This is a genomic window from Rhizobium sp. UFLA01-1127, from assembly GCF_059803845.1.
The window spans coordinates 13,866-37,745 of the sequence record NZ_JAUQTZ010000042.1; the positions used below are offsets into that span (position 1 = coordinate 13,866).

The following is a 23,880-nucleotide window of genomic DNA, read 5'->3' on the forward strand; positions in this document are numbered from 1 at the left end:
TCTAGAGCATCTCCGCTTTTCTTCGAATCGCGAAAACGCTCTATCCTCTTGTTTCTCCAACGCATTCCGGACGGAAAACCGCTACGCACTTTTCCTGGGAATGCTCTATCCGTTCGCCATCGTCTTCGGCATCAGCCGCGCCTTCACCGAAAGCGGATTGATATAGGGCTCCAAGCCCCTGACCGTCGCGGCCAATGCTCCGCGCATTTCATGCACGGCAGTGAAACCGGCATCGATCATGCCGCGACGTGCCGTGTCGTTGGTCAGCAAATAATGGACGCCGCGCGCCAGCATCTCCGTGTCACGCACCATGCGGGCACTGCCGCGGCGGGCAAGCAACTGATAGGAATCGCGGAAATTCTGGACATGGCCGCCGGTCAGGATCGCGCAGCCGAGCATGGCCGGCTCCAGCGGATTCTGGCCCCCTTCGTTGAAGAGCGACTTGCCCATGAAGGCGACTTCGGTCATCCGCAGATAAAGCCCCATTTCGCCGATCGTATCGCCAAGGAAGACATCCACATCCGGCGAGAGAATATCGTTGCGGGTGCGGCGCGCCACTTTCAGGCCCTGCTCGACGAGCATCGCCTCGATCGCGTCGCAGCGCTCGGGGTGGCGCGGCACGATGATGGTGAGCTGGTCGTTATGCTGCTTGAGCATCGAATGGACGGAGGCCGCAGCCCCCTCTTCGCCCTCGAACGTGGAGACGGCGGCCCAGGTCTTGCGGTTACCGATCTGCTTCAGGTAGGCGGCAAGCGTCGGCGCATCGTGAGATGGCGCGTCCGTATCCACTTTGAGATTGCCTGATTTGAGAACCTGCAAGGCGCCGAGATCGCGGAAGCGTTCGGCATCGAGATCGGACTGGGCCACGACCAGCGCCAGATTTTCGAACAGCGCCTCGGCAAGCGAGAGATGCCGGCTCCAGCGGGCAAAGGAGCGATCCGACATGCGGGCATTGACGAGGATCTGCGGAATGCGCTTGCGGCCGAGTTCCATGATGGTCGTCGGCCAGATCTCGGATTCGGCGAAAATGGCGCAATCGGGCTGCCAATAATCGAGGAAGCGCTTGATAGCAGGCTTGAGATCGAGCGGCACGTATTGATGAATGACCTCTTCGCCAAGGCGCTGATGCGCGACCTTGGCTGATGTCATCGTTCCCGTCGTCAGCATGACATGGATATCGCGGCGACGGATTTCGCGGATGAGCGGAATGACGGCCGAGGTTTCACCCACGCTTGCGGCATGAAACCAAATCAGCGGTCCCTGAGGACGGTTGGCGCTCGCATAGCCCGAGCGCTCCAGTTTGCGGGAACTGTCTTCCTTGCCCTTTGCCGCACGAACGGCGAGATAAGGCCCGATGAACGGATAGATGGCGATTCCGCCGAGACGATAGGCGCTCAAGGCAAGACGCGCCCTGAGACTGCTCATTTCGATCGCCTCCTATCCCAGCTGATCACCATCAATGCCAAATCCCGATTATCATGCGGCCGAATAAGCAGCCGAATTTTCGTTCTTATTGTGTCAAAGATACTGCTTCATGCCCGGATTTAAAGCGATAACGCCTTGCCGGACGGAGATATCAAATGCAAAATTCGGTGGGAGGCGACCTCAGGATGCCGCATTTTCCTGCGGATCGAGCAAGCGATGCAGATGGACGATGAAATAACGCATATGGGCGTTGTCCACAGTCTGCTGCGCCTTGGACTTCCACGCCGTCAGCGCACTCGCATAATCGGGATACATGCCGACGATATCGAGCTCGTTGAGATTACGGAATTGAACTTCTTCGAGGTTCTCCAGTTCACCGCCGAAGACTAGGTGCAGGAGCTGCTTTTTTCCGCTGGTATTGGTCATTTTCGTCTCTTTCTGCTGTCATCCCCCTCTATCCTTCATCTGAGGGATTTTGACCGAAAGGTCAACCGTCTCGTCGGTACGAGAGCTGACGGAGAAACTCCGGCAACTGCGAGGCCGACGCCCCGCAGAGCTCGTCATGGGACACCTCGGCGCGATTGTAGCGCAGAGCATTGCCCGAGAGATCCACAAGAGCGCCGCCGGCGCGCTCCAGAATGAGATCGGCGGCGGCCAGATCCCAGTCGTGGGAGTTGCGCTTGACGATCGTTCCCTCCAGGCGGCCATCCGCCACCATGGCCAGACGATAGGCGAGCGACGGAACGTGCTTCACCCGCTCGACCGTCTTGCGGAAATCCGGATCGAAGCCTTTGAGCATATCCTCGCCGGTCGCCAGCCGATGCACATCCTCGCCGACCCTCTCGGAAACGCTGATCGGCCGGCCGTTCTTCAACGCCTGTCCGCCAACCGTCGCCACGAAAAGTTCGTCTAGCGCCGGCGCGTAGAGAACGCCCGCTACAGGTCGGCCGTCAGTGACGATGGCGACGCTGACGCACCATAGATCCGAGCCTGAGAGAAAACCCCTCGTGCCATCGATCGGATCGACGACGAAGACCGTTGCCTGCGACAGCCGCGCAGCGTCGTCATCGGTCTCCTCGGAAAGCCAGCCATAATCCGGACGCGCCGAGCGCAGAGTGGCGGCAAGACTTTCGTTGGCGGCAAAATCGGCGGCGCTGACCGGAGACTGACCGTTGTTCTTCCACCAGACTTCCGGCGATTGCCGGAAGAAACCGAGAGCGATCTTGCCCGCCTCGAGCGCGGCACCCACGATCAGGTCCGTATCGCTCAAACGGCCGGCCTTCTGGCTATCGATCATTCAATAATTCCAATCTCCGCTCGTTTCTCAGCGGCCAGCCAGCGTCATGCCTTCGATGGCAAGCGTCGGAGCGGCAACGCCGAAACCGCGATCGATATCGCTTGCAGGCGTTACGCGCATGAACATGTCCTTCAGGTTGGAGGCGATGGTCACCTCGGAAACCGGGAAGGTCAATTCGCCGTTTTCGATCCAGAAGCCGGTGGCCCCCCGGCTGTATTCGCCGGTGATCATGTTGACGCCCTGGCCGATCAGTTCGGTGACATAGAAACCCGTTCCGACATTGCGGATCAGTTCCTTCGATGAAATATCGCCCGGCTCCAGCGCGAGGTTGGTGGACGCGGGCGATACCGTCGTGCCGCCGCGCACGCCGCGGCCATTGGTCTTCAGGCCGCCGCCGATTTCGCGCGCCGTCGCCGTGGAGAGAAACCAGGATTTCAGCACGCCGTCCTCGATCATGACCAGCCGCTTGCCGGACACGCCTTCGCCGTCGAAGGGGCGAGAAGCCGGACCGCGCACGATCAGCGGATCGTCGGTGACCGAAAGGCCCGATTTCAACACCTGCTGGCCCATCTTGTCGCGCAGGAAACTGGTCTTGCGGGCGACGGAAGCGCCGTTGATGGCGCCGGCGATATGGCCGACGAAGCCGCGGGCGACGCGCGGATCGAAAACGACGGTGACGTTCTTGTCCGTCGGAACCTGCCGCGGATTGATGCGCTTGACGACGCGTTCGCCGGCACGGCGGCCGATCTCCTCGGCAGCATCGAGATCGGCGAAATAGAGGCGGCTGTCAAAATCATAGTCGCGCTCCATGCCGGTGCCATCGCCGGCAATGACGCTGACGGAGCGCCCGAAACGCGAACCCATATAGTGGCCGGCAAAACCATGCGATGTCACAAGCACAAGGCCGCCCATGCCGGCAGAAGCGCCGGCGCCGGAGGAATTGGTGACACCCGGAACGGCGAGAGCCGCCGCCTCGGTCGCAAGGGCCGCTTCGCGAAGCTGCTCCGTGGAAACCTCGGTCGAATCGAACAGATCGAGATCCGGATAGCTCCTGGCGAGATCCGCCTCATCGGCCAGACAGGCGAAGGGATCTTCCGGCGAAACCTTGGCCATGGCCACGGCACGCTCGGCAAGTGCGTTCAGATCAAAGCCGGGATTGGCCGAAACGCTCGCCACGCGATTGCCGACGAAGACCCTGAGCGAGAAGTCGTCGCTCTCGGAGGATTCGGTGCCCTCGACCTTGCCGAGGCGCACGCTGACGGAATGGGCACGCGACCGCACGACAACGGCATCGGCCGCATCCGCTCCGGCTTTGCGGGCGAGATCGATCAATTGGCTGGCACGGGAAAGCAGGGTGGCGGAATCGATTTCAGAGGTCATGACTTGGCCTTTCCTTCGCGTTCCATTTATTGTGCACTAGATAAAGCATCAAGGGCGGCAAAGCCGATTCTTGTTCTAATCTCTTCACGCATGGTTGTTTATCACGACCATGTGCCGCAACACCGCCTGCGCCACGGAAAGAAACAGACGATGTCCGCCGCCAATAGTCTCTTCACTGAAACCCTGATGCTGCTCGGAGGTGCCGTCGTTACGGCGCCGATCTTCAAGAAACTCGGATTGGGGACAGTGCTTGGCTATCTGGCGGCCGGTGTGGTGATCGGCCCGATCCTGCACGGCATCGGCGACAGCGAAGCCGTGCTTGCCGTGGCGGAGCTGGGCGTCGTCTTTCTGTTGTTCATCATCGGCCTGGAATTGAAGCCCTCGCGCCTCTGGCAGATGCGGCGGGATATTTTCGGTCTCGGTTCAACGCAGGTGATTTTGAGCGGCCTCGCCCTGATGCTTGCCGCCTATTTCGGCGGCATTGCCGGATGGAAGGGCAGTATCATCATCGGCTTCGGCCTGGCGCTCTCCTCGACCGCCTTTGCCATGCAGATCCTGGAACAGCAAGGCGACGTCAATACGAAATACGGGCAACGTTCCTTCTCGATGCTGCTGCTGCAGGATCTCGCCATCGTGCCGCTGCTGGCGCTGATCACCGTTCTCGACGGACCAAAGGAAACCGGCAATCCGCTTCCCGATCTTGCGATCGCCATCGGAGCGGTGGCGGCAATGGTTATCGCCGGCCGCTATCTGCTGACGCCGCTCTTCCAGATAATCGCCCGCACCGGCGCACGCGAGGCGATGATTGCCGCCGCCCTTTTCGTCGTCATGGGATCGGCCACGCTGATGCAGCTTGCCGGGCTCTCGATGGCGATGGGCGCCTTTCTTTCCGGCGTGATGCTGGCCGAATCTTCCTATCGCCATGAGCTGGAAGCGGATATCGAGCCTTTCCGCGGCGTGCTGCTCGCCATTTTCTTCATCGCCGTCGGCCTGTCGCTGAAACTCGAGGTAATCCTCGACAACTGGGTGCTGATCGTGCTCGCCGTCCCGGTCATGATGCTCATCAAGGCGGCCGTAATCTATGCGCTCTGCCGTGTCGCGGGTTCGCCGCACAACGATGCAGTCCGTATCGCCGGGCTGCTGCCGCAGGGCGGCGAATTCGGCTTCGTGCTCTTCAGCGCCGCCAGTGCCAGCGGCGGGCTGTTTTCCGCCAACACGGCATCGACGCTGATCGCCATCGTAACGCTGTCGATGGCGCTGACACCGCTGAGTTCCGCGCTGGCGAAGCGGCTGGTCAAGGGCGACGCGCAGGAGGAGCTGGACGAGGATTTCGAGGGCGCGGGCTCCGACGTGTTGATGATCGGCTTTTCGCGTTTCGGGCAGATTGCCGCGCAGATCCTGCTCGCCAGCGGCCGAGACGTGACCGTCATCGATTTTTCCGCCGACCGCATCCGTCAGGCATCGAGCTTCGGCTTCCGCATCTATTTCGGCGACGGAACCCGCAAGGACGTGCTGCGCTCAGCCGGCATCGATCGCGCCAAGATCGTCGTCGTCAGCACGCATCTGCGCGAGGTGACCGACAAGATCGTCGAGCTCGTGCAGACCGATTATCCGCATGCGCGCATCTTCGTCCGCTCCTACGACCGCATTCATTCGATCGAGCTGCGTCATAAGGGCGTGGATTACGAGCTGCGCGAGACGCTGGAATCCGGCCTGCTCTTCGGCCGCCGCACCTTGGAAGCACTCGGCGTTAGCGAGGCGGAAGCCTACGAGATCGGTGAGGATATCCGCAAGCGCGACGAACAGCGGCTGGTGCTGCAGGTGAGCGAGGGATTGCAGGCGGGCACCGACATGCTCTATTTCCGTCCCGTCAAGCCGGAGCCGCTGGTCAAGCCGAAGCGTACGGCCGACACCTACAGCGACGCCGACGACCTCGTTGCCCTGCCGCAGGAGGAGCCGGAGCAGGCTTAGAGCCGGATGATTTTAGGTCTGTTCGACCTAAAATCTGAATCCGTTCTGGAATCAAAGAAGTAGAGCGTGATGTCGTCCGAAAGCCGCGGCCGAATTTCGTAAGGTTGGTCTAATTCTTCGCCGTCACCACTCGGTCGAGGGCGAATTTCAGCTCGTCCTTGACGCCGGCCGACATGGCGAGAATATCGCGGGCCTTGAGGAAATCGAGGACGCCGGTGCGGCCGACCGCCGGGCGCAGGAAGATCTGCGGTGCCTGCAGCCGCAGCTTCAGCGCGATGTTGGACTGCATGGTGAGCTGACCGGCGCCAAACAAGCTCTCGATGCGGTTCGGGATATGCCGGCTGCCGCCTTCCGGGCCGCCGACGACATCGATGCCGATGATGATATCGGCAAGGCCGGCCAGATGTTCGTAGGGAACGGGATTCATGATGCCGCCGTCGATCATCACGCGGTCGCCGAGCCTGACCGGCATGAAGACGGCGGGGATGGCGGCGGAGGCTGCAAGAACGGGAAAGAGCTCACCTTTCTCGATGACGACTTCGGCCTGCCCATAATAATCCGTCGTCACCACCTTCAATGGAATATGCAGATCGGAAAAATTCTCAGGAATGGCCGCGGGCAGGAAGGTACGCAGGATGCGTTCGAGATTGAACTGGCCGAAGCGGATGCTGCGCATGTTGACCGGCCGCAGGCTCCAGATCTTGTTGAGAACGGCCGGGCGATTGCCGACGGTCGCCAGCGTATAGTCCCGGATTTCCGCACCGCTCATGCCGACGGCCATGGCGGCCCCCATGATGGAGCCGAAGGAGGCGCCCGCTATCGCGACCGGACGGATGCCGAGTTCGTCCAGCGCCTCGATGATATGGATATGGGCGAGCCCGCGCGCGCCGCCGCAGCCGAAGGCAACCGCGACGCTCGGCGTGCCGGAAGCGGCGAGCGGATAGTCGCTGCCAACGAAATCAGCATAATCGCCCATATCCTTCTCCTTCCTCCGTTACGCCGTCTGCGGCTGATAACGGAAGAAATGCATCTTGCTGTCGCCGAAGGTTCGTTCCTCCAGAAACAGGAAATCCGAGGGCGCGGCAACGGTGACGTCGGCTCGCTCCTCAAGGATCGCCAGGGCGCCCGACACCAGCCAGCCTCCGGCGGCAGCCGCCGCAAAGGCCTTCTCGCCGAGCCCCTTGCCATAGGGCGGGTCGGCGAAGAGAAAATCGAAGGGCTCGAGATTGCCGACGCTGCCGAGATCCGTCGCGTCGCGCCGCAGCATGCGCGTGCGGCCATGCAGGCCGAGCGCGTCGATGTTTTCCCAGAGAAGTCCCCTGCCCTCGACGCTGCTTTCCACGAAGAGCACATGACGGCAGCCGCGCGAGGCCGCCTCCAGTCCAACGGCGCCGGTGCCGGCGAACACGTCCATCATCCGTGTGCCGTCGATGGCCTCCGGATAGGCGTGGCTCAGGATGTTAAACAGGCTCTCGCGCGTGCGATCCGCCGTCGGACGAATGTCGTTCGACTTCGGCGTTGCAAGCGAACGACCGCGAAACTCACCGCCGACGATCCTCACCGCGCGTCAGCCCCTGCCGCCCTTGGGACCGCCCCTGCCGGGGCCGCCCCGACCGGAGCCGCCACGCGGGCCGCCCGAGGGACGATTTGCGCCACCGGGTTTGCCGCCAAAGCCGCGCGAGCCACCGGGCTTCCCGCCCGGTTTGCCGCCAAAGGATTTTCCGCCGCCCGGCTTCTTGCCGAAGGGCTTGCCGGCCGGCCGATCACCGAAAGAGCGCTCGCCCTGGGGGCGATCTCCAGACAGGCGACCGCGCGGCGGACGATCACCCTGGGGGCGATCGCCGCGGGGACGTTCCGAGTGCTGTTCGCCGCCGAAAGACCTGCCACGCGGACGCTCGTCTCCTTCGGCACGCGGAGGCCGGTTGCCACGAGGCTTGTCGCCGAATGGACGATCGCTGCGCGGCGGACGATCCCCGAAGGAACGTTCGGAGCGGGCTTCGCCCTGGAAGGATTTTGCGCGTGGGCGGTCGCCGCCTTCAGGACGCGAGCCGCGTTCACCACGCGGACGATCGCCAAATGCTCGATCACCCCTGGGGCGATCACCAAACGGACGGTCCCCACGAGCGGGGCGATCGCCCTGCGGGCGGTCGCCGCGGGAACGCTTGCGATCGAAACCTTCATCATCGCCGCGCGATTTGCGCGGAGCTTCCTCGCTCGAACGGATCCATTCGCCATCGCCTTCGTCGATGCGATTGATGCGAACGCGAGGACCTTCGTCCGGACGATCGAAGCCGCTGCGCTGCGAACGTTCAGTTTCGCCGCGCTTTGTGGCGGTCCTTGCATTCTTCGCAGCCTTTGCCGCTGCCTTTTCGCCGAGCGGACGGGCGCCGGGTGCCATCCAGACATTGGCGTTGCGGCGCGAGCCCAGCGGCTGGCGCTTCGGCCGGTCATCGTCCTTGTGGCCGCCGTCACGGCGATCGTCGCGCTTCGTGTCGAGGCGGCTGAGCGCCCTTTCGCGCTTATCCTCGGGGCGCTCGCGGCGCGGACGCTCTTCCTTTGCCGTCCGAGCCGGCTTGGCATCCGCCTCTTCGGGCTCTGCAACGGCCGGGGCGTTATAGAGCGGCGCATCGAAATTCGCCTTGGCATCCTCGACCAAGCGAGGCCCGAGCTGATCGCGCAGCGTGCGGCCGCGCACCTCGAGCACATGGCCTTCCGGCAGCTCGCCGAGCTGGAACGGGCCGTAGGAAATGCGGATCAGACGGTTGACCTCGAGCCCCAGCGCGCCGAGCACGTTCTTGATTTCACGGTTCTTGCCTTCGCGCAGGCCCATGGTGATCCAGACGTTGGATCCTTGGGTGCGGTCGAGCGTCGCGTCGATCGAGCCGTACAGCACGCCATCGACGGCAATGCCTTCCTTCAGCTTGTCGAGCGCTTCCTGATCGATCTCGCCATGCGCGCGGACGCGGTAGCGGCGCAGCCAGCCCGTGGTCGGCAATTCCAGAACACGGGCGAGACCGCCATCATTGGTCAGCAGCAGCAAACCTTCGGTATTGATGTCGAGGCGGCCGATCGACATGACGCGCGGCAGCTCTTCCGGCAGGTTGTCGAAAACGGTCGGGCGCCCCTCAGGATCGGCATTGGTGGTCACCAGTCCGGCCGGCTTGTGATAGAGCCAGAGGCGCGTGCGCTCGATGCCGCGGATCGGCACGCCGTCGACCTCGATCTTGTCGGAAAGGGTCACGTTGACCACCGGCGTATCGAGCAGCACGCCGTTCAGCTTGACGCGGCCATCCAGGATCATGCGCTCGATATCGCGACGCGAAGCCACGCCGGCGCGCGCCATCACCTTGGAAATGCGCTCGGCCTTTCCATCCTCGATCGCGGTTTCGTCCGCAGCTATGGCAGCCGCGGCCTTTGCCGGCTTCGCGCCATCCCGTTTCGTCGTCTGCTTGTCGCGAGCAAAGGGTTTAGACCCAGGCCGCTTGGGCTTGTCATTCATCGTCATTTGTTGTTTGCCTGAATTTTTAACGCGTGTTCCTATCAGGTCACGCCCTTGCGGTTAAGTGGAAAAACTTGAATGGCGGCTACAAATCGATTCATGGAGCTTGCTTTGGCTGAAGCGCGCCGCGCCGGAGAGCGCGGCGAAGTGCCGATCGGCGCCGTTCTCGTGCTCGACAACAGGGTCATCGCCACAGCCGGCAACCGTACCCGCGAACTCAACGATGTCACTGCCCATGCCGAAATCGTCGCCATCCGCCTGGCCTGCGAGGAGCTGGGCCAGGAGCGTCTTGCGGGCGCCGATCTCTACGTGACGCTGGAACCCTGCACCATGTGCGCCGCGGCCATTTCCTTCGCGCGCATCCGCCGTCTCTATTATGGCGCCGAAGACCCGAAGGGCGGCGGTATCGACAATGGCGTGCGCTTCTATCGCCAGCCGACCTGCCACCATGCGCCGGAAGTCTATTCCGGTCTCGGCGAAACCGCATCCGCCGACATCCTCAGAGGTTTCTTTCAGGCGAAACGGTCCGAAGACTGAAAAGCGGCCGGTTTACAGCGCCCTTGCGCGCCTTGAAAGACGCGCGGCGCTGTAAACCGGCCGCTTTGGAAACTTCTTATTGGAAGGGCTTCCACCAGCTGCTGTTGCTGGACTGCTGCGCGGCCTCCGCATCCTTCTTGCGCTTCTTTTCCTTCTTCGACTCGGGCGTGCCGAGATCGCTCAAGGCATTCGGATCGGATACCTGGCGATATTCCTGCGGCGGGTCGATCAGATAGCGGCGCTGATTGATATAGGTGCCGGCCTGATCCTGGCGGGCGGCGCGATAGGCAGCCGTCTGCTGCGCCTCGGTCAGGCGGTTCCTGCTGCTGTCGGCCTGAGCCAGAGGCGAACGATAATTGACGTCGTTCTTCTTCTCGTCGGCTTCTGCAGCGAGGCGCTTGCGGGCGTCCTCCGGCGATTCGAGCCATGCCGGATTGTCCTTGCTTGCCAAAGACTGCTGCGGCGCGGTCAGCGTGTCCTTATTGCCACCTACAACCAGACCGGGGCGGTTCGGATATTTCACACCCTTGTCCTTCGGCGTCGCGGCCGAGACGGAAGCGATATCGCCAAGATCGTCCAAGAGCTGTGCGCCGGCCGTCTTGTCGGTGCCGTAAGTCGGGCTGCTGAGGCAACCGGACATTGCGCCGCAGCCAACCAGAAGTGCCGCCAAGCTGACGCCGACACGAACCTTATGCATCGCTCTCATGAAAACCCTTCCCAGCCATGCCGGAATGAACGTAACAGGACCCCATTCGACGGCAACTGCCGTAAAAATCAGGCCATTTTCAGGCAGCTTTTACCGGATGAACGCCGCAAAGGCAATTCACCCGGCAATTTTCTTCAGTTGACAGCCATCAGCTCGCGTAGCGCCGCGGCATCGCGAGCCGAGACATCCGGATATTCCGGATCGGAGCCGACATCCGTTGTGATGCGCCAGGAACGGGCGCACTTGCGCCCCTCGGCAAGCTTCGGAACGACGCTCACCTTGGCTGCATCGTCGAGACGGAACGCATCCGCCGGGCCTTCTCCGCCCTCGATGCTGATGCCGGACGTGATGCAGATCTCGGAGAAGTCCTGCCCTTCAAGCACCTTCAGCAACTCCGGATCGGCGACATAGACCACCGGGGCGGCTTCAAGCGAGGAGCCGATGCGCTTGTCCTTGCGTTCGATTTCCAGCGCGCCGGTAACAACGCTGCGCACGGCGCGGATCTTCTTCCACTTCTCGGCCAAGGCTTCGTTCTTCCACTCGGCTGATATGGTGATGAATTGCTCGAGATGTACCGAGACCGCCGACGGATTGCGGGAGAGCCACGCCTCTTCCATGGTGAAGGGCAGCATCGGCGCCAGCCACGTCACCATGCAGTCGAAGATCGTACGGATAACGGCGAGCGAGGCGCGGCGGCGCAGGCTCGACGGCGCATCGCAGTAGAGCGCGTCCTTGCGAACGTCGAAATAGAAAGCCGACAGCTCGACATTGGCGAAATCGATCAGAGCGCGAGCAATGCGCTTGAAGTCGAAGGCGTCGTAGCTTTCGCGCACCAGTTCGTCGAGTTCGGCGAGACGGTGCAGCATCAGCTGCTCCAGCTCCGGCATGTCGGCATAGGCAATGACTTCGCCCTTGTCATGCGCCAGCGTACCCAGCATCCAGCGGATTGTGTTGCGCAGCTTGCGATAGGCATCGACATTGGTCTGAATGATGGCCTTGCCCAGACGCTGATCTTCCCAATAGTCCGTGGTCATGACCCACAGGCGCAGGATATCGGCGCCGGCGTCCTTCATCACGTCCTGCGGGGCAACGACATTGCCGAGCGATTTCGACTGCTTTCGCCCCTGCTCGTCCATGGTGAAGCCGTGGGTAACGACGGTATCGTAGGGCGCGCGGCCACGGGTCGCGGCACTTTCGAGCAGCGACGAATGGAACCAGCCGCGATGCTGGTCGGAGCCTTCGAGATAGACATCCGCCGGCCACTTCAGGTCCGGGCGGTCCTCCAGCGTGAAGGAGTGGGTCGAACCGGAATCGAACCACACGTCGAGGATATCCATGACCTGGGTCCAGGGCTCGTTGGCCTTCTCGCCGAGGAAGCGCCCGCGCGCGCCTTCTGCGAACCAGGCATCGGCGCCTTCCCGCTCGAATGCTTCGAGGATGCGGGCGTTGACGCCGTCGTCCTGCAGGATGCTGCCGTGCTCGTCGACGAAGATGCAGATCGGCACGCCCCAGGCACGCTGGCGCGACAGGACCCAATCCGGGCGCTGCTCGATCATGGCGCGCAGACGGTTCTGGCCGGCAGCCGGCACGAAGCGGGTATCGTCGATCGCCTTCAGGGCACGCGAACGCAGCGTCGACCCGTCGGCGAAGTCCTTGTCCATATAGACGAACCATTGCGGCGTGTTGCGGAAGATCACCGGCTTTTTCGAGCGCCAGGAATGCGGATAGGAATGCTTCAGCCTGCCGCGTGCAAACAGCGTGTTCGTCTCGATCAGCGCCTTGATGACGAGATCGTTGGCATTGCCCTTTTTGCCGTTGTCGTCCATGACGCGACCGCCTTCGAAGCCGGGGGCATCCGCGGTATAGAAGCCGGCGTCATCGACCGGGAACGGGATGGCGGAGGAGATGCCGCGCTTTTCGAGATCGCGGGCATGCGACATCCAGGCGTCAAAGTCCTCGCGGCCGTGGCTGGGTGCGGTGTGCACGAAGCCCGTACCGGCGTCGTCGGTAACATGGTCACCGTCAAGCAACGGCACCGTGAAGCCGTAGCCGAGGGCTGCCAGCGGGTGGGCGCAGGCGAGCGCGGCCAGATCGGTAGCGGTCACATCGCCGAGACGCTTGTACTGCAGCTTGGCCTTGGCGAAGGATTCCTCGGCCAGCTTGTCGGCGAAAACAAGCTTCTCGCCGGGACGCGGGCCGAAATCATTCGCGGCTTCTGTGACTTCGTAAAGCCCGTAGGACACGCGCGAGGAATAGGCGATCGCGCGGTTGCCGGGGATCGTCCAGGGCGTCGTCGTCCAGATGACGATAAAGGCGCCGGCGAGATGGGACGGGCCTTCGGCCACCGGGAACTTCACCCAGATCATGTCGCTCTCGACGTCGGCATATTCGACTTCGGCTTCGGCAAGCGCCGTGCGCTCGACCACCGACCACATGACCGGCTTGGAGCCGCGATAGAGCTGGCCCGTGCGGGCGATCTTCAGAAGCTCGCCGGCGATGCGGGATTCCGCATGGAAGTTCATGGTCAGATAGGGTTTGTCGAAATCGCCCGTGATGCCCAGGCGCTTGAACTCTTCGGACTGGATCTTGATCCAGCCGGCGGCAAAGTCGCGGCATTCCTGGCGAAACTCGTTCACCGGAACCTCGTCCTTGTTCTTGCCCTTCTCGCGATACTTCTCCTCGATCTTCCATTCGATCGGCAGACCGTGGCAATCCCAGCCCGGGACGTAGTTGCTGTCATAGCCGCGCATCTGGAACGAGCGGGTGATGACGTCCTTGAGGATCTTGTTCAGCGCATGGCCGATATGGATGTGGCCATTGGCGTAGGGAGGGCCGTCATGCAGCACGAATTTTTCGCGGCCTGCAGCAGAAGCGCGCAGTTGTCTGTAGAGGTTCATCTCCTCCCAGCGCTTCACCAGCTCCGGCTCCTTCTGCGGCAGCCCGGCACGCATCGGAAAATCGGTTTCCGGCAGGTAAAGGGTTTTGGAATAGTCCATCTTTTCAGCGGTATCGGTCATAGTCGTGACAATTGCCTCGGTGTCTCGGGCGTCTTGCGCCTCAACTGGCGCAGCCATACGGGGATTTTTCGGCGGCGGAAAGCGCCTCTTGAACGAGACGCCAAAAACCCGGACCTTCCGGCAGCTTACAGCGCGCGGAAGGCCGGGCCAATAATTCGTATCGCGTGGCTCAGCCGAAATTGGGTCATGGTCGCCGGTTCATAGGCGTTTTTTCCAAGGAAAGGAAGAGGAAACAACGCCGGCGACGCACAGAAAGGCCGCGGACGTTCCCGCCCGCGGCCGATCGAGGCTCGATCCGATCAGGCCCGTGCTTCTGCCCGCGCCGGCATAACCGCGTTGACGACGACAGCCACGACGATATTGGCGAGAAGCGCCAGCAGGCCCGTGTAAACGGTGAAGCCTGCTTCTCCGAGGGGGATCATATGCAATGGTTTCCAGCCGGCATCCCATACGAGATAGGTGCCGCCAAAGAAGCCGACGAACCAGCCGGCGAGCAGACCGGGCGCGCGGAACCACTTGGTATAGAGGCCGAAGACCAGGGCCGGCAGCGTCTGCAGGATCCAGATGCCGCCCAAGAGCTGGAGATCGAGCGCGAACTGCGTCGGCAGGAAAATGATGACGAGAAGCGCGCCGACCTTGACGACGAGCGAGGTCATCTTGGCGACCTTCGCCTCGCCGGCATCGGAAACCTGCGGATCGACATAGGCCTTCCAGAAGTTGCGGGTGAAGAGGTTGGCGGCGCCAATGCTCATCACGGCGGCGGGAACCAGCGCGCCGATGGCGATGGCCGCGAAGGCGAAGCCCGCAAACCAGCTCGAGAACAGGGTCTGGAACAGCGCCGGCACCACGTCGTTGGCGCTGTCCAGCTTCAGATTTGCCGCGTGGCCCATATAGCCGAGCAGCGCCAGCAGACCGAGCAGCAGCGTATAGGCCGGCAGCAGCACCGCATTCTTGCGGATGGTGTTGCCGCTGTTGGAGGCGAAGATGCCGGTCAAGGTATGCGGATACATGAAAGCCGCCAGCGCCGAGCCGAGCGCCAGCGTCGCATAGGCGACATACTGGTTGCCGCCGAGCAGCAGGCTGCCCGCCCCCTTGGCTTTGAAATCCGCATCGGCGGCCGCAAAGACATTGGCATAGCCGCCGAGTTTCGCCGGAATGAGCGCGATGGCTGCAATCACCACGATGTAGATCATGATGTCCTTGACGAAGGCGATCAGCGCGGGAGCGCGAAGGCCGGCCGAATAGGTGTAGAGCGCCAAGATGATGAAGGCGACGGCGAGCGGCAGTTCGCCATGAAGTCCCAGCGCCTTGAATACCGCGGTCATGCCGACGAGCTGCAGAGCGATGTAGGGCATCGTCGCGATAACACCAGTCAGAGCGACCGCCAGTTCCAGCGCCCGCGAGCCATATTGGCCATGGACGACATCGCCCGCCGTGACATAGCCGTAGTCCTTCGCACGCCTCCAGAGAAGCGGCATGACCATGAAGACGAAGGGGTAGACGACGATCGTATAGGGCAGCGCGAAGAAGCCGTAGGCGCCGACGGTATAGACCAGCGCCGGGACGGCGATAACGGTGTAGGCGGTGTAGAAATCGCCGCCGACGAGGAACCACGTTATCCAGGTGCCGAAGGTGCGGCCGCCGAGGCCCCATTCGTCGATATGGGCAAGGGTCTTCGGCCTGCGCCAGCGGGCGGCCACGAAGCCCATGACGGTCACCAGCGCCAAAAAGAAGATGAAGACGGCGAGAGCTGTCGGATCGATATCAGTCATCATGGTGCATGCTCCGGTAGGCGATCCATGTCAGGACAGCAGTGATCGGCACCCAGGCCAGCTGATACCAGTAGAAGAACGGGAAACCGAACAGCACCGGATCGTGGCTGTTATAGAAGGGAACCCAAAGCAACCCTATGTAGGGAATGACGAGCAGCCAGCAGGCCGCCGTTCCAAAGCGTTTGTCCATATCCGATACCTCTCACGCGGTGCCTGCGCGCCACCTTGTTGCAGTTGTCAGAGCGGAAGGGATGCATCAGTCTGCGATTGCAATGTGCGCTCAAAGGCCGAAGCCGAAGAGCTTTGGTTATGCAGAGCCAGACTAACGGATGTGAATTCCTCCCAACGGCCCGCCTGAGGCCAGCCGCTGGTAAAGTCCTACGGCGAGTCTGCCGCCCGAACAAGATATTAGCCGATGCGAAATCTTCGAAGCTACCCAGAAGTGGGTAGACGGGCGTTACAGCGCCGTTGCGATGCCGTGGTCAAGGGCGTAGCGGATCAGCCCGGCCGTCGTTGCGATGCCAAGCTTCTTCTTCAAGTTCTTGCGATGCGTTTCCGCCGTCGCGGGGGTGATTTCAAGCTCCTCGGCAATCTCGCGATTGCTCCTGCCTGTAACGATCAAGCCGAGAATATGACGCTCACGCGGTGTCAGAGGGTCGGCCTCTTTTTGTATCTTGTCCGCCACCAGTATGTCGCGCACACCGGACGAAAAATAAGTTCCACCGGCGGCCACGGTTTCGATAGCGCAGACGACTTCGTCGGTCGAAACGTCCTTGAGAATATATCCGACCGCACCGCGCATGATCGACGAGGAGATGTATTCGCGGCTGTCATGCATGGAAAGCATTACGATCCGCGTCTCCGGAAGCTCCCGGCGAAAGAGCTCGATCGCATCAATGCCGCTCAGCTTCGGCATGTTGATATCCATCAGGGTAACTTGCGGCAGCGTTCGCCGACCGACCTCCAGGCCGGTTTGCGCAAGGCTTGCCGTCCCAACCACTTCTATGTGGTCGAAAGTCTCCAGCACGGCTTTCAGCCCGTCCAGCACCACGGGATGATTGTCGATCAGCAGAACGCTGATCCTGTCTCTTTTCATGCCGCATCCACCCTTGCTCTTGGCGAAGCATTGGCCGATTTCGGCAGCATCGCAATCAGTGTCGTGCCACCAGCCGTGCTTTCAACGAGAAGCAGGCCGCGGAAATGCGCCATCCGTTCCTGCATGTTTCTAAGCCCGAGCCCACCCTTGCCGTCGCCTGCGCCCTCAAAACCAACGCCATTGTCCGAAATTCTCAAGCGCGCACGCCCCCGATCGCTCCAAAGTTTGATCGTAAGACGCGTCGCATCGGAATGACGTTCGACGTTGTTCAAGGCCTCCTGGGCGACACGATAGAGCGCTGTGCTGGCTTCGGGCTTCAGCTGGCTGGTGAAGCCGGAAGCCTCGATCTCGGTTGCGATCTCGGTCCGCTCGGCGAAATTATTCGCGAGTGCGGTCAGCGCAGCCGTCAAGCCGAGATCATCGAGCACGCGGGGACGCAGATCATGCGAAAGCCGTCTGATGTCCTTGATCGCGCTGTTAAGGGTATCGATACCCTTCTCAATCGTCGTGGCGGCATCATCGACCTGGTTTCGTACCTTGCGGTTGGCGAGATCCATGACGTAGCGAACGCCGAGGAGATTCTGCGAGATGCCATCGTGCAATTCGCGGGCAAGACGGGCGCGTTCCTCCTCCTGCGTATCGATCACCCTTTGCGTCAGCTCCTTGAGCCGACCATCGGCCATCCGTCGCTCGCGAAAGGTCAACAGCATACAGGTCGTGAAAACGACCAGAACGGCAGGAACGGCGATGAGTGTGACGACGATGAAGGTTCCTTTTATGTTTGCCCGCATGGCGGCATTGGCGGCCGCAGTCTGGGTGAAAATATCGTCCAGATAGACACCGGTCCCGACGACCCAGTGCCATTTATCAAGGCCGACGACGAATGAGAGCTTATCGGCGATGCGGCCGGTAGAGGGCTTCTCCCATTTGTACTGGTGCAGGCCCCCGCCGGCTTTTGCCGTCTTGATGAGCTCTGCTATGACCCTGTCACCATCCGGATCGGTCAAATCGAGCCAATTAAGCCCGTTACGAAATCCCTCACGCGGATGGACAATGTTGTTTCCATCATAGTCATAGACGAAAAAGTATCCGTCAGGGCCATATTCGAGTGACGTCAGGATCGCTGCTACCTTGTCCTTCGCGACTTGGTCGTCCGGCGTTGCGTCCCGATAGATCACCTGAATGGCCGACACGGCGAGGTCTGTAAGGTTGACTATTTCCGTTTCCTTCGCCTTCAGCATGTTTTGTTCGAAAGTCTCGATATTGCTTTTGGCGAGGTTGGCCGACTGCCAGGTAATGAAGGCGGTAATCGCCAGGATCGAAATCACGAGAGGCACGAGCGCGAGCGCAATAATCTGGTTGCGTAATGTCAACGATTGCTCCTCCCAAGAACCGGCGCGGCACAATGCCCTTTGTCGGACATGAATTCAACGGCTTGTCCGCGGCGTTAGCGCTTGCCTGAAATCGAGATTATTGCTTCAAAACCGCAAGATGCCATGTTCGAATAGCGTCTTTTCCACCAGCCAGCGCTATGGGCTCAGGGGAAATCGGGCGTGGTGTCAAACAACATGGACCGCGACAAAGGCGGAAAACGATGATGTTGGTGACTGATAGCAGCTCACATAATGCCTATCACATGGCGGCCGCTTCACCGGACCGACGACGTCACCGGATTACCCCATCGGGTGGTTGGCAAAGGCAAGAGCATGCTGCCACGCAGCAAACCTCACCTACCCAATCCCTTACGGTCATATTAGTCGAACGCGATGATCCCGTCGAGTTCGCTGAGCGGCCGGACGCCCGCAAGCAGCGCCCTCGCCTCGTCCTCATCCTTGCGGATCTGCGCGACCAGCGGGTCCAGGCCGTCGAACTTCAGTTCGGGGCGCAGATAACCGAAGAAGGACACCGAGCAGATCTGACCATAGAGATCGCCGCTGAAATCGAAGACGAACGTTTCGAGCAGCGGCGCGCCGTTGTCCGTCACTGTCGGGCGGCGGCCATAGCTGGCAACGGCATCGCGGATAATGCCATCGGCGGTGCGGAAGCGGGCGGCATAGATGCCTGACCTCAAAGATATCTCGGGCGGCAGCTGCATGTTGGCCGTGGGGAAGCCGAGGGTACGGCCGAGCTTCTCACCGCCGATGATGGGCGCCTCGACGGTATAGCGATAGCCGAGCAGGCCGGCGGCCTGCGACACATCGCCTTCGGCCAGCAGAGCGCGGATGCGGCTCGACGAGATGACCTCGGTGTTTTCGTCGCGGAAGGCATCGATCAGCGTCACGCCGAAACCGTGGCGGCTGCCGGCGTTCATGAGGAAGGCAGGACCGCCCTGGCGATCGTGGCCGAAATGAAAATCGAACCCAGTGACGACTTCGGAGGCATGCAGCGAGTCGATCAGGATCGAGTGGACGAACTCATCCGCCGAACGCTGCGAGAAGGCGCGATCGAAGGGATATTCGATGACGGCGTTGAAGCCGAGCGCTTCCAGCAGGCGCGCTCTCATCGGCGCAGGGGTCAGCCGGAAGACCGGCTGATCGGGCCTGAAGACGGTGCGCGGATGCGGCTCGAAGGTCAGCACCAGAGCGGGTATGCCGCGCTCCCGGGCGATCTCCAATGCGCGATTCAGCACAGACTGATGGCCGCGATGCACGCCGTCGAAATTGCCGATGGCGACCACCCCGCCCTTCAGGGCACCGGGAAGCGGCTCGCGGGTTTCGTTGCGATGAAAAACGGTCATCGACTGCCACTCTCCTCAGACAAGGCGCGGCATCCACCACTTCGGCGAAGCCTGTTCGCGCGCCAGGAAGGCGCCGAGAGCGGCTTCATCCGTATGCCCTTCGACGACATATTCGCGGGCGTGGATGCCATGGCTGATATAAAGGAGATCGAGGCCGTAATCGAGTGCGCCGCGCACGTCGGTCGGCATGCCGTCACCGATCGCCACCACGCGCGACAACGGGAACTCGCTCTTGACCTCGCGAGCTGCAGAGATTGCAGCGTCATAGATCGGCTGATGCGGCTTGCCGGCGATACGCGTCCGGCCGCCGAGGCGCTCGTAGTAGGCGGCCATGGCGCCGGCGCAGGGGATCATGCGATGCCCGCGCTCGACGACCAGATCCGGATTGGCGCAGATAAGCGGCACGTTGCGCGCGGACCACGCCGTCAGCACGTCCGTATAGTCGTCCGGCGTTTCCGTCTCGTCGTCGAAAAAGCCCGTGCAGACGATACTCTCGGCCTCGCTGGCATCGACACGCTGCACATCCAAGCCTTCGAGGATGCCGGTATCCCGCTCGGGACCGAGGAGGAATACCTTCTTCGAGCCTTCGGCGATCAGTTTGCGCGTCACGTCGCCCGACGTAATGATGCGGTCGTAGACGCTGTCGGGTACGCCGATCGCCCGCAGCTGCTCGACCACCTTCGGAGCGACGCGCGGGGAGTTGGTGATGAGGACGACGGTCAGCCCTTCGGCGCGGGCGGCCTGGAGCGCGATCGAGGCTTCCTTGTAGGCGGTGACGCCATTATGAAGCACGCCCCATACATCGCAGAGCGCAACGTCATAAAGTCCGCCGATATCGCGAAAGCTTTCGATCCGTTTGCCCATGCCGTCCTCGCATCAAATAAATCACGGGCTGACATCGCAAACCGGCCGGCAAATTACAAGAGCGGCACTTAAGGTTTTTGCGTCGCACAAGGCGCGAGGGACAAGGGAAAGCCGCGGCGGCAAGTGGCAAAAATGGCAGGTAGAGACCTCGGCGGAGCGAGCGAAAAAGCGTGTCGCCATGCGCTACCGTGTCAGATCCAAAAGGGGGAATCGCGGCAACGGCATGCTACACAGGACGGCCCCGGCCGTTAATCATCCTCGAGACAAGCCGAACGGCGCCGCAAAAATTTCACAGTGCTGTTCTTGACTCACCCTGTAGCCACCCCTAAATCACCGTCGCTAGCACTCGCCGATGCTGAGTGCTAACAAAGCCCATACGGATCCCCCGCTGATCCGTGAATGTCATTTGATCGAGGGATTAGACAATGGCAAGCACCAATTTCCGCCCCCTTCATGACCGTGTCGTCGTTCGTCGCGTCGAGTCGGAAGAAAAGACCAAGGGTGGCATCATCATTCCCGATACCGCCAAGGAAAAGCCGCAGGAAGGCGAAATCGTCGCCGTCGGTTCCGGCGCTCGCGATGAATCCGGCAAGGTCGTAGCACTCGACGTCAAGGTTGGCGATCGCGTTCTGTTCGGCAAGTGGTCCGGCACCGAAGTAAAGCTCAACGGCGAAGATCTTCTGATCATGAAGGAAGCCGACATCATGGGCATCATCGGCTGATTTAGCCGGTTCCCTTTTCCGATAAAGCTGACGGGTCCTAAACCCGGAAAACGCGAATTCAGGAGTTTCAAACATGGCAGCTAAAGAAGTAAAATTCGGCCGCAGCGCCCGCGAAAAGATGCTTCGTGGCGTCGATATCCTCGCTGACGCAGTGAAGGTCACGCTCGGCCCGAAGGGTCGCAACGTCGTTATTGACAAGTCCTTCGGCGCTCCGCGCATCACCAAGGACGGCGTCACCGTCGCCAAGGAAATCGAACTCGAAGACAAGTTCGAAAACATGGGCGCACAGATGGTCCGCGAAGTTGCTTCGAAGACCAACGACATCGCCGGCGACGGCACCACGACTGCAACCGTTCTCGCCCAGGCCATCGTTCGCGAAGGCGCCAAGGCTGTTGCAGCCGGCATGAACCCGATGGACCTCAAGCGCGGCATCGACCTTGCTGTTGCCGAAGTCGTCAAGGATCTCCAGGCCAAGGCCAAGAAGATCAACACTTCGGAAGAAGTCGCTCAGGTCGGCACGATCTCGGCAAACGGCGAAAAGCAGATCGGTCTCGATATTGCCGAAGCCATGCAGAAGGTCGGCAACGAAGGCGTCATTACGGTTGAAGAAGCCAAGACCGCCGAAACCGAACTCGAAGTCGTCGAAGGCATGCAGTTCGACCGCGGCTACCTCAGCCCCTACTTCGTGACCAACCCGGAGAAGATGATCGCCGACCTCGAAGACGCCTTCATCCTCCTGCACGAGAAGAAGCTCTCGAACCTGCAGGCCATGCTCCCGGTTCTCGAAGCCGTCGTTCAGACCGGCAAGCCGCTCCTCATCATCGCTGAAGACGTCGAAGGCGAAGCTCTCGCAACGCTCGTCGTCAACAAGCTGCGCGGTGGTCTGAAGATTGCTGCTGTCAAGGCTCCCGGCTTCGGCGATCGCCGCAAGGCCATGCTGGAAGACATCGCCATCCTGACGGGCGGCACTGTCATCTCCGAAGACCTCGGCATCAAGCTCGAGTCGGTTACGCTCGACATGCTCGGCCGTTCCAAGAAGGTTTCGATCTCCAAGGAAAACACCACGATCGTCGACGGCGCTGGCGCCAAGTCCGACATCGAAGGCCGCGTTGCCCAGATCAAGGCTCAGATCGAAGAAACCACCTCCGACTACGACCGCGAAAAGCTGCAGGAACGTCTTGCCAAGCTCGCCGGTGGCGTTGCCGTTATCCGCGTTGGCGGCTCGACGGAAATCGAAGTGAAGGAAAAGAAGGACCGCATCGACGACGCTCTCAACGCGACGCGCGCTGCCGTTCAGGAAGGCATCGTACCGGGCGGCGGTACCGCTCTGCTGCGTTCTTCCACGAAGATCTCGGCCAAGGGCGAAAACGACGACCAGGAAGCCGGCATCAACATCGTTCGCCGCGCTCTGCAGGCTCCTTGCCGCCAGATCGCTGAAAACGCTGGTGACGAAGCCTCCATCGTTGTCGGCAAGATCCTCGACAAGAACGAAGACAACTTCGGCTACAACGCTCAGACGGGCGTCTACGGCGACATGATCGCCATGGGCATCGTCGACCCGGTCAAGGTCGTTCGCACGGCTCTGCAGGACGCAGCTTCGGTTGCTTCGCTGCTGATCACCACCGAAGCCATGATCGCCGAGCTGCCGAAGAAGGATGCACCTGCCGGCATGCCGGGCGGTATGGGCGGCATGGGCGGCATGGACATGATGTGATAGGCCAGCGGCCGATCGCAGAAATGTCCATAAAGCTTCGCCCATGCATCTTTGATGCTTCAGGCCGTCAAGCGGCCTGAAGTGGCGGCATGGACATGATGTGATAGGCCAGCGGCCGATCGCAGAAATGTCCATGAAGCTTCGCCCAGGCATCTTTGATGCTTCAGGCCGTCAAGCGGCCTGAAGTGGCGGCATGGACATGATGTGATAGGCCAGCGGCCAAATCACGATTGTTCAATCCGACATCCGGAATTGACGAAGGGCGGCTCTCGGGCCGCCCTTTTTAATTGCGCTGAAATGGTATGATCACAATCCCAGCAAGTTCTTGCCGAGTTGCAGATTTTGCAGCATGCCCATTGCTGTTTTCAAAAAAGCCCCTATAACTCGCAGCGCAGCGATTTTGGGGATTAGCTGCGATACACGTAATCTTTACTTCTTTTGGACAGGATTAACCTGCGGCTTGGCATGCCTATGCCCTCGGAAACCAGCGCTGCCCCGATTTATTACTTGAAATGACTTAATAGATCGGAGCGCCATTTCCGAGAAGCATTGTCGACAGCGGGTTTACGGATATACATCCCTGCCCTCGCACGACAACGCGAAATGCAGGGGATTTTCCATCCGAAGAGATAAGGAAACCAAGTGAAGCGCGGGAGGGACCATGCGCTCTTGTGGGGATCATCTTGTTCAAGATTGCCAAGGCTAATTTTTCCTCGCCATTCGCGCCCGGCTCGCTGGAGTTCGACGGCCATGACCCCGATCTCCTGGCGCAGTTCTGTGTTTCCGAGGGATGGATGGGCGATCTTTCAAGCGGCATCATCAAGCTCGGCCAATGGAGCACGATGCTGCATGGCCTCAGCTCTTCGGAATGCGGTCTCTTGAGCCTGATGCATTGCTATGATCCGCAGGATCGGGTGCGCATCCTCGATCTTTTCGAACAGGCCGCAACGACCATGTCCAGCTTCTGCTACTCCAGTACAACGCTCGGCGCGGGCGGTCATCGCCAGCCGGTCTTCTGCGTCGGTGAATCCGTCGCTGCGGACAGGCAACATGCCGGCAGCATGGTCGGCGTCTTCCTGTTTCCGCGCTTCAAGCTGGAGCCAGGCAGCCAGTTGGCAACCCGGCAGTAAGCGATTGCCGGTG

Annotated in this window: 20 protein-coding genes; 5 read left to right on the top strand and 15 right to left on the bottom strand. The window is 61.2% G+C overall.

Translation table 11 applies throughout. The annotated features are described in order from the left end of the window. Positions 1-105 precede the first annotated feature (105 nt). From waaA to Q4Q11_RS13035, 4 genes are all read right to left on the bottom strand, one after another. Positions 106-1,425, bottom strand: a complete 1,320-nt coding sequence (gene waaA, locus Q4Q11_RS13020) for a lipid IV(A) 3-deoxy-D-manno-octulosonic acid transferase (RefSeq protein WP_498569721.1) — start codon at positions 1,423-1,425, stop codon at positions 106-108. 180 nt (positions 1,426-1,605) lie between these two features. Further along, on the bottom strand, positions 1,606-1,851 hold the full coding sequence (locus tag Q4Q11_RS13025; protein ID WP_113213811.1) for a DUF4170 domain-containing protein: 246 nt from the start codon (positions 1,849-1,851) through the stop codon (positions 1,606-1,608). A gap of 61 nt (positions 1,852-1,912) precedes the next feature. Beyond that, positions 1,913-2,722 carry a 3'(2'),5'-bisphosphate nucleotidase CysQ gene (locus Q4Q11_RS13030; protein ID WP_113222370.1) on the bottom strand — a complete coding sequence of 270 codons (810 nt, stop codon included), beginning with the start codon at positions 2,720-2,722 and terminating at the stop codon, positions 1,913-1,915. A gap of 27 nt (positions 2,723-2,749) precedes the next feature. Continuing rightward, the gene (locus Q4Q11_RS13035; protein ID WP_498569722.1) at positions 2,750-4,102 is read right to left on the bottom strand and encodes a TldD/PmbA family protein; all 1,353 of its coding nucleotides are present in this window, start codon (positions 4,100-4,102) and stop codon (positions 2,750-2,752) included. Between the two features lie 150 nt (positions 4,103-4,252). On the opposite strand from Q4Q11_RS13035, the gene Q4Q11_RS13040 reads away from it, so the two are divergent. Then, positions 4,253-6,073, top strand: coding sequence for a monovalent cation:proton antiporter-2 (CPA2) family protein (locus Q4Q11_RS13040; protein WP_498569723.1), 1,821 nt, complete (start codon positions 4,253-4,255; stop codon positions 6,071-6,073). 109 nt (positions 6,074-6,182) lie between these two features. On the opposite strand, the gene Q4Q11_RS13045 is transcribed toward Q4Q11_RS13040, so the two are convergent. From Q4Q11_RS13045 to Q4Q11_RS13055, 3 genes are read right to left on the bottom strand one after another with little or no spacing between them, the layout of a single operon-like run. Continuing rightward, complete coding sequence (locus tag Q4Q11_RS13045) at positions 6,183-7,049, bottom strand: patatin-like phospholipase family protein (protein WP_112513186.1); 867 nt, start codon at positions 7,047-7,049, stop codon at positions 6,183-6,185. Positions 7,050-7,067: 18 nt separating this feature from the next. Beyond that, on the bottom strand, positions 7,068-7,634 hold the full coding sequence (rsmD, locus tag Q4Q11_RS13050) for a 16S rRNA (guanine(966)-N(2))-methyltransferase RsmD (RefSeq protein WP_113213814.1): 567 nt from the start codon (positions 7,632-7,634) through the stop codon (positions 7,068-7,070). A gap of 6 nt (positions 7,635-7,640) precedes the next feature. After that, on the bottom strand, positions 7,641-9,578 hold the full coding sequence (locus Q4Q11_RS13055) for a pseudouridine synthase (RefSeq protein ID WP_498569724.1): 1,938 nt from the start codon (positions 9,576-9,578) through the stop codon (positions 7,641-7,643). Between the two features lie 72 nt (positions 9,579-9,650). Here Q4Q11_RS13055 and Q4Q11_RS13060 point away from each other — a divergent pair, with 72 nt between their 5' ends. Beyond that, the gene (locus tag Q4Q11_RS13060) at positions 9,651-10,109 is read left to right on the top strand and encodes a nucleoside deaminase (RefSeq protein WP_112513189.1); all 459 of its coding nucleotides are present in this window, start codon (positions 9,651-9,653) and stop codon (positions 10,107-10,109) included. A gap of 76 nt (positions 10,110-10,185) precedes the next feature. Here Q4Q11_RS13060 and Q4Q11_RS13065 read toward each other — a convergent pair whose 3' ends face one another. The 8 genes from Q4Q11_RS13065 to Q4Q11_RS13100 all read right to left on the bottom strand — a co-directional run bounded on the left by Q4Q11_RS13065 (position 10,186) and on the right by Q4Q11_RS13100 (position 20,301). After that, positions 10,186-10,815, bottom strand: coding sequence for a hypothetical protein (locus tag Q4Q11_RS13065; protein WP_112513190.1), 630 nt, complete (start codon positions 10,813-10,815; stop codon positions 10,186-10,188). A gap of 134 nt (positions 10,816-10,949) precedes the next feature. Continuing rightward, a complete protein-coding gene (gene ileS, locus Q4Q11_RS13070) occupies positions 10,950-13,832 on the bottom strand; it encodes an isoleucine--tRNA ligase (protein ID WP_498569725.1) in 2,883 nt (960 codons plus the stop codon). Positions 13,833-14,131: 299 nt separating this feature from the next. Next, positions 14,132-15,607: a monocarboxylate uptake permease MctP gene (gene mctP, locus Q4Q11_RS13075; RefSeq protein ID WP_112513192.1), complete on the bottom strand. Its 1,476-nt coding sequence runs from the start codon at positions 15,605-15,607 to the stop codon at positions 14,132-14,134. Then, positions 15,597-15,794, bottom strand: coding sequence for a DUF3311 domain-containing protein (locus Q4Q11_RS13080; RefSeq protein ID WP_112513193.1), 198 nt, complete (start codon positions 15,792-15,794; stop codon positions 15,597-15,599). Before Q4Q11_RS13080 ends, mctP begins: the two co-directional genes overlap by 11 nt. Before the next feature lie 267 nt (positions 15,795-16,061). Then, the gene (mctR, locus tag Q4Q11_RS13085) at positions 16,062-16,700 is read right to left on the bottom strand and encodes a two-component system response regulator MctR (protein ID WP_498569726.1); all 639 of its coding nucleotides are present in this window, start codon (positions 16,698-16,700) and stop codon (positions 16,062-16,064) included. Beyond that, on the bottom strand, positions 16,697-18,073 hold the full coding sequence (gene mctS, locus Q4Q11_RS13090) for a two-component system sensor histidine kinase MctS (protein WP_498569727.1): 1,377 nt from the start codon (positions 18,071-18,073) through the stop codon (positions 16,697-16,699). Before mctS ends, mctR begins: the two co-directional genes overlap by 4 nt. 380 nt (positions 18,074-18,453) lie before the next feature. Next, positions 18,454-19,437 carry a bifunctional riboflavin kinase/FAD synthetase gene (locus Q4Q11_RS13095; protein WP_498569728.1) on the bottom strand — a complete coding sequence of 328 codons (984 nt, stop codon included), beginning with the start codon at positions 19,435-19,437 and terminating at the stop codon, positions 18,454-18,456. Between the two features lie 15 nt (positions 19,438-19,452). Beyond that, on the bottom strand, positions 19,453-20,301 hold the full coding sequence (locus Q4Q11_RS13100) for a TIGR01459 family HAD-type hydrolase (protein ID WP_498569729.1): 849 nt from the start codon (positions 20,299-20,301) through the stop codon (positions 19,453-19,455). A gap of 425 nt (positions 20,302-20,726) precedes the next feature. Between Q4Q11_RS13100 and groES the strand changes: the two genes are divergently transcribed. The 3 genes from groES to Q4Q11_RS13115 all read left to right on the top strand — a co-directional run bounded on the left by groES (position 20,727) and on the right by Q4Q11_RS13115 (position 23,867). Further along, the gene (groES, locus tag Q4Q11_RS13105) at positions 20,727-21,023 is read left to right on the top strand and encodes a co-chaperone GroES (protein ID WP_004109735.1); all 297 of its coding nucleotides are present in this window, start codon (positions 20,727-20,729) and stop codon (positions 21,021-21,023) included. A 73-nt stretch (positions 21,024-21,096) separates the two neighbouring features. Continuing rightward, the gene (gene groL / locus Q4Q11_RS13110) at positions 21,097-22,737 is read left to right on the top strand and encodes a chaperonin GroEL (RefSeq protein ID WP_092709440.1); all 1,641 of its coding nucleotides are present in this window, start codon (positions 21,097-21,099) and stop codon (positions 22,735-22,737) included. A gap of 683 nt (positions 22,738-23,420) precedes the next feature. Next, positions 23,421-23,867 carry a hypothetical protein gene (locus tag Q4Q11_RS13115; RefSeq protein ID WP_498569730.1) on the top strand — a complete coding sequence of 149 codons (447 nt, stop codon included), beginning with the start codon at positions 23,421-23,423 and terminating at the stop codon, positions 23,865-23,867. The last annotated feature ends 13 nt before the right edge of the window (positions 23,868-23,880 follow it).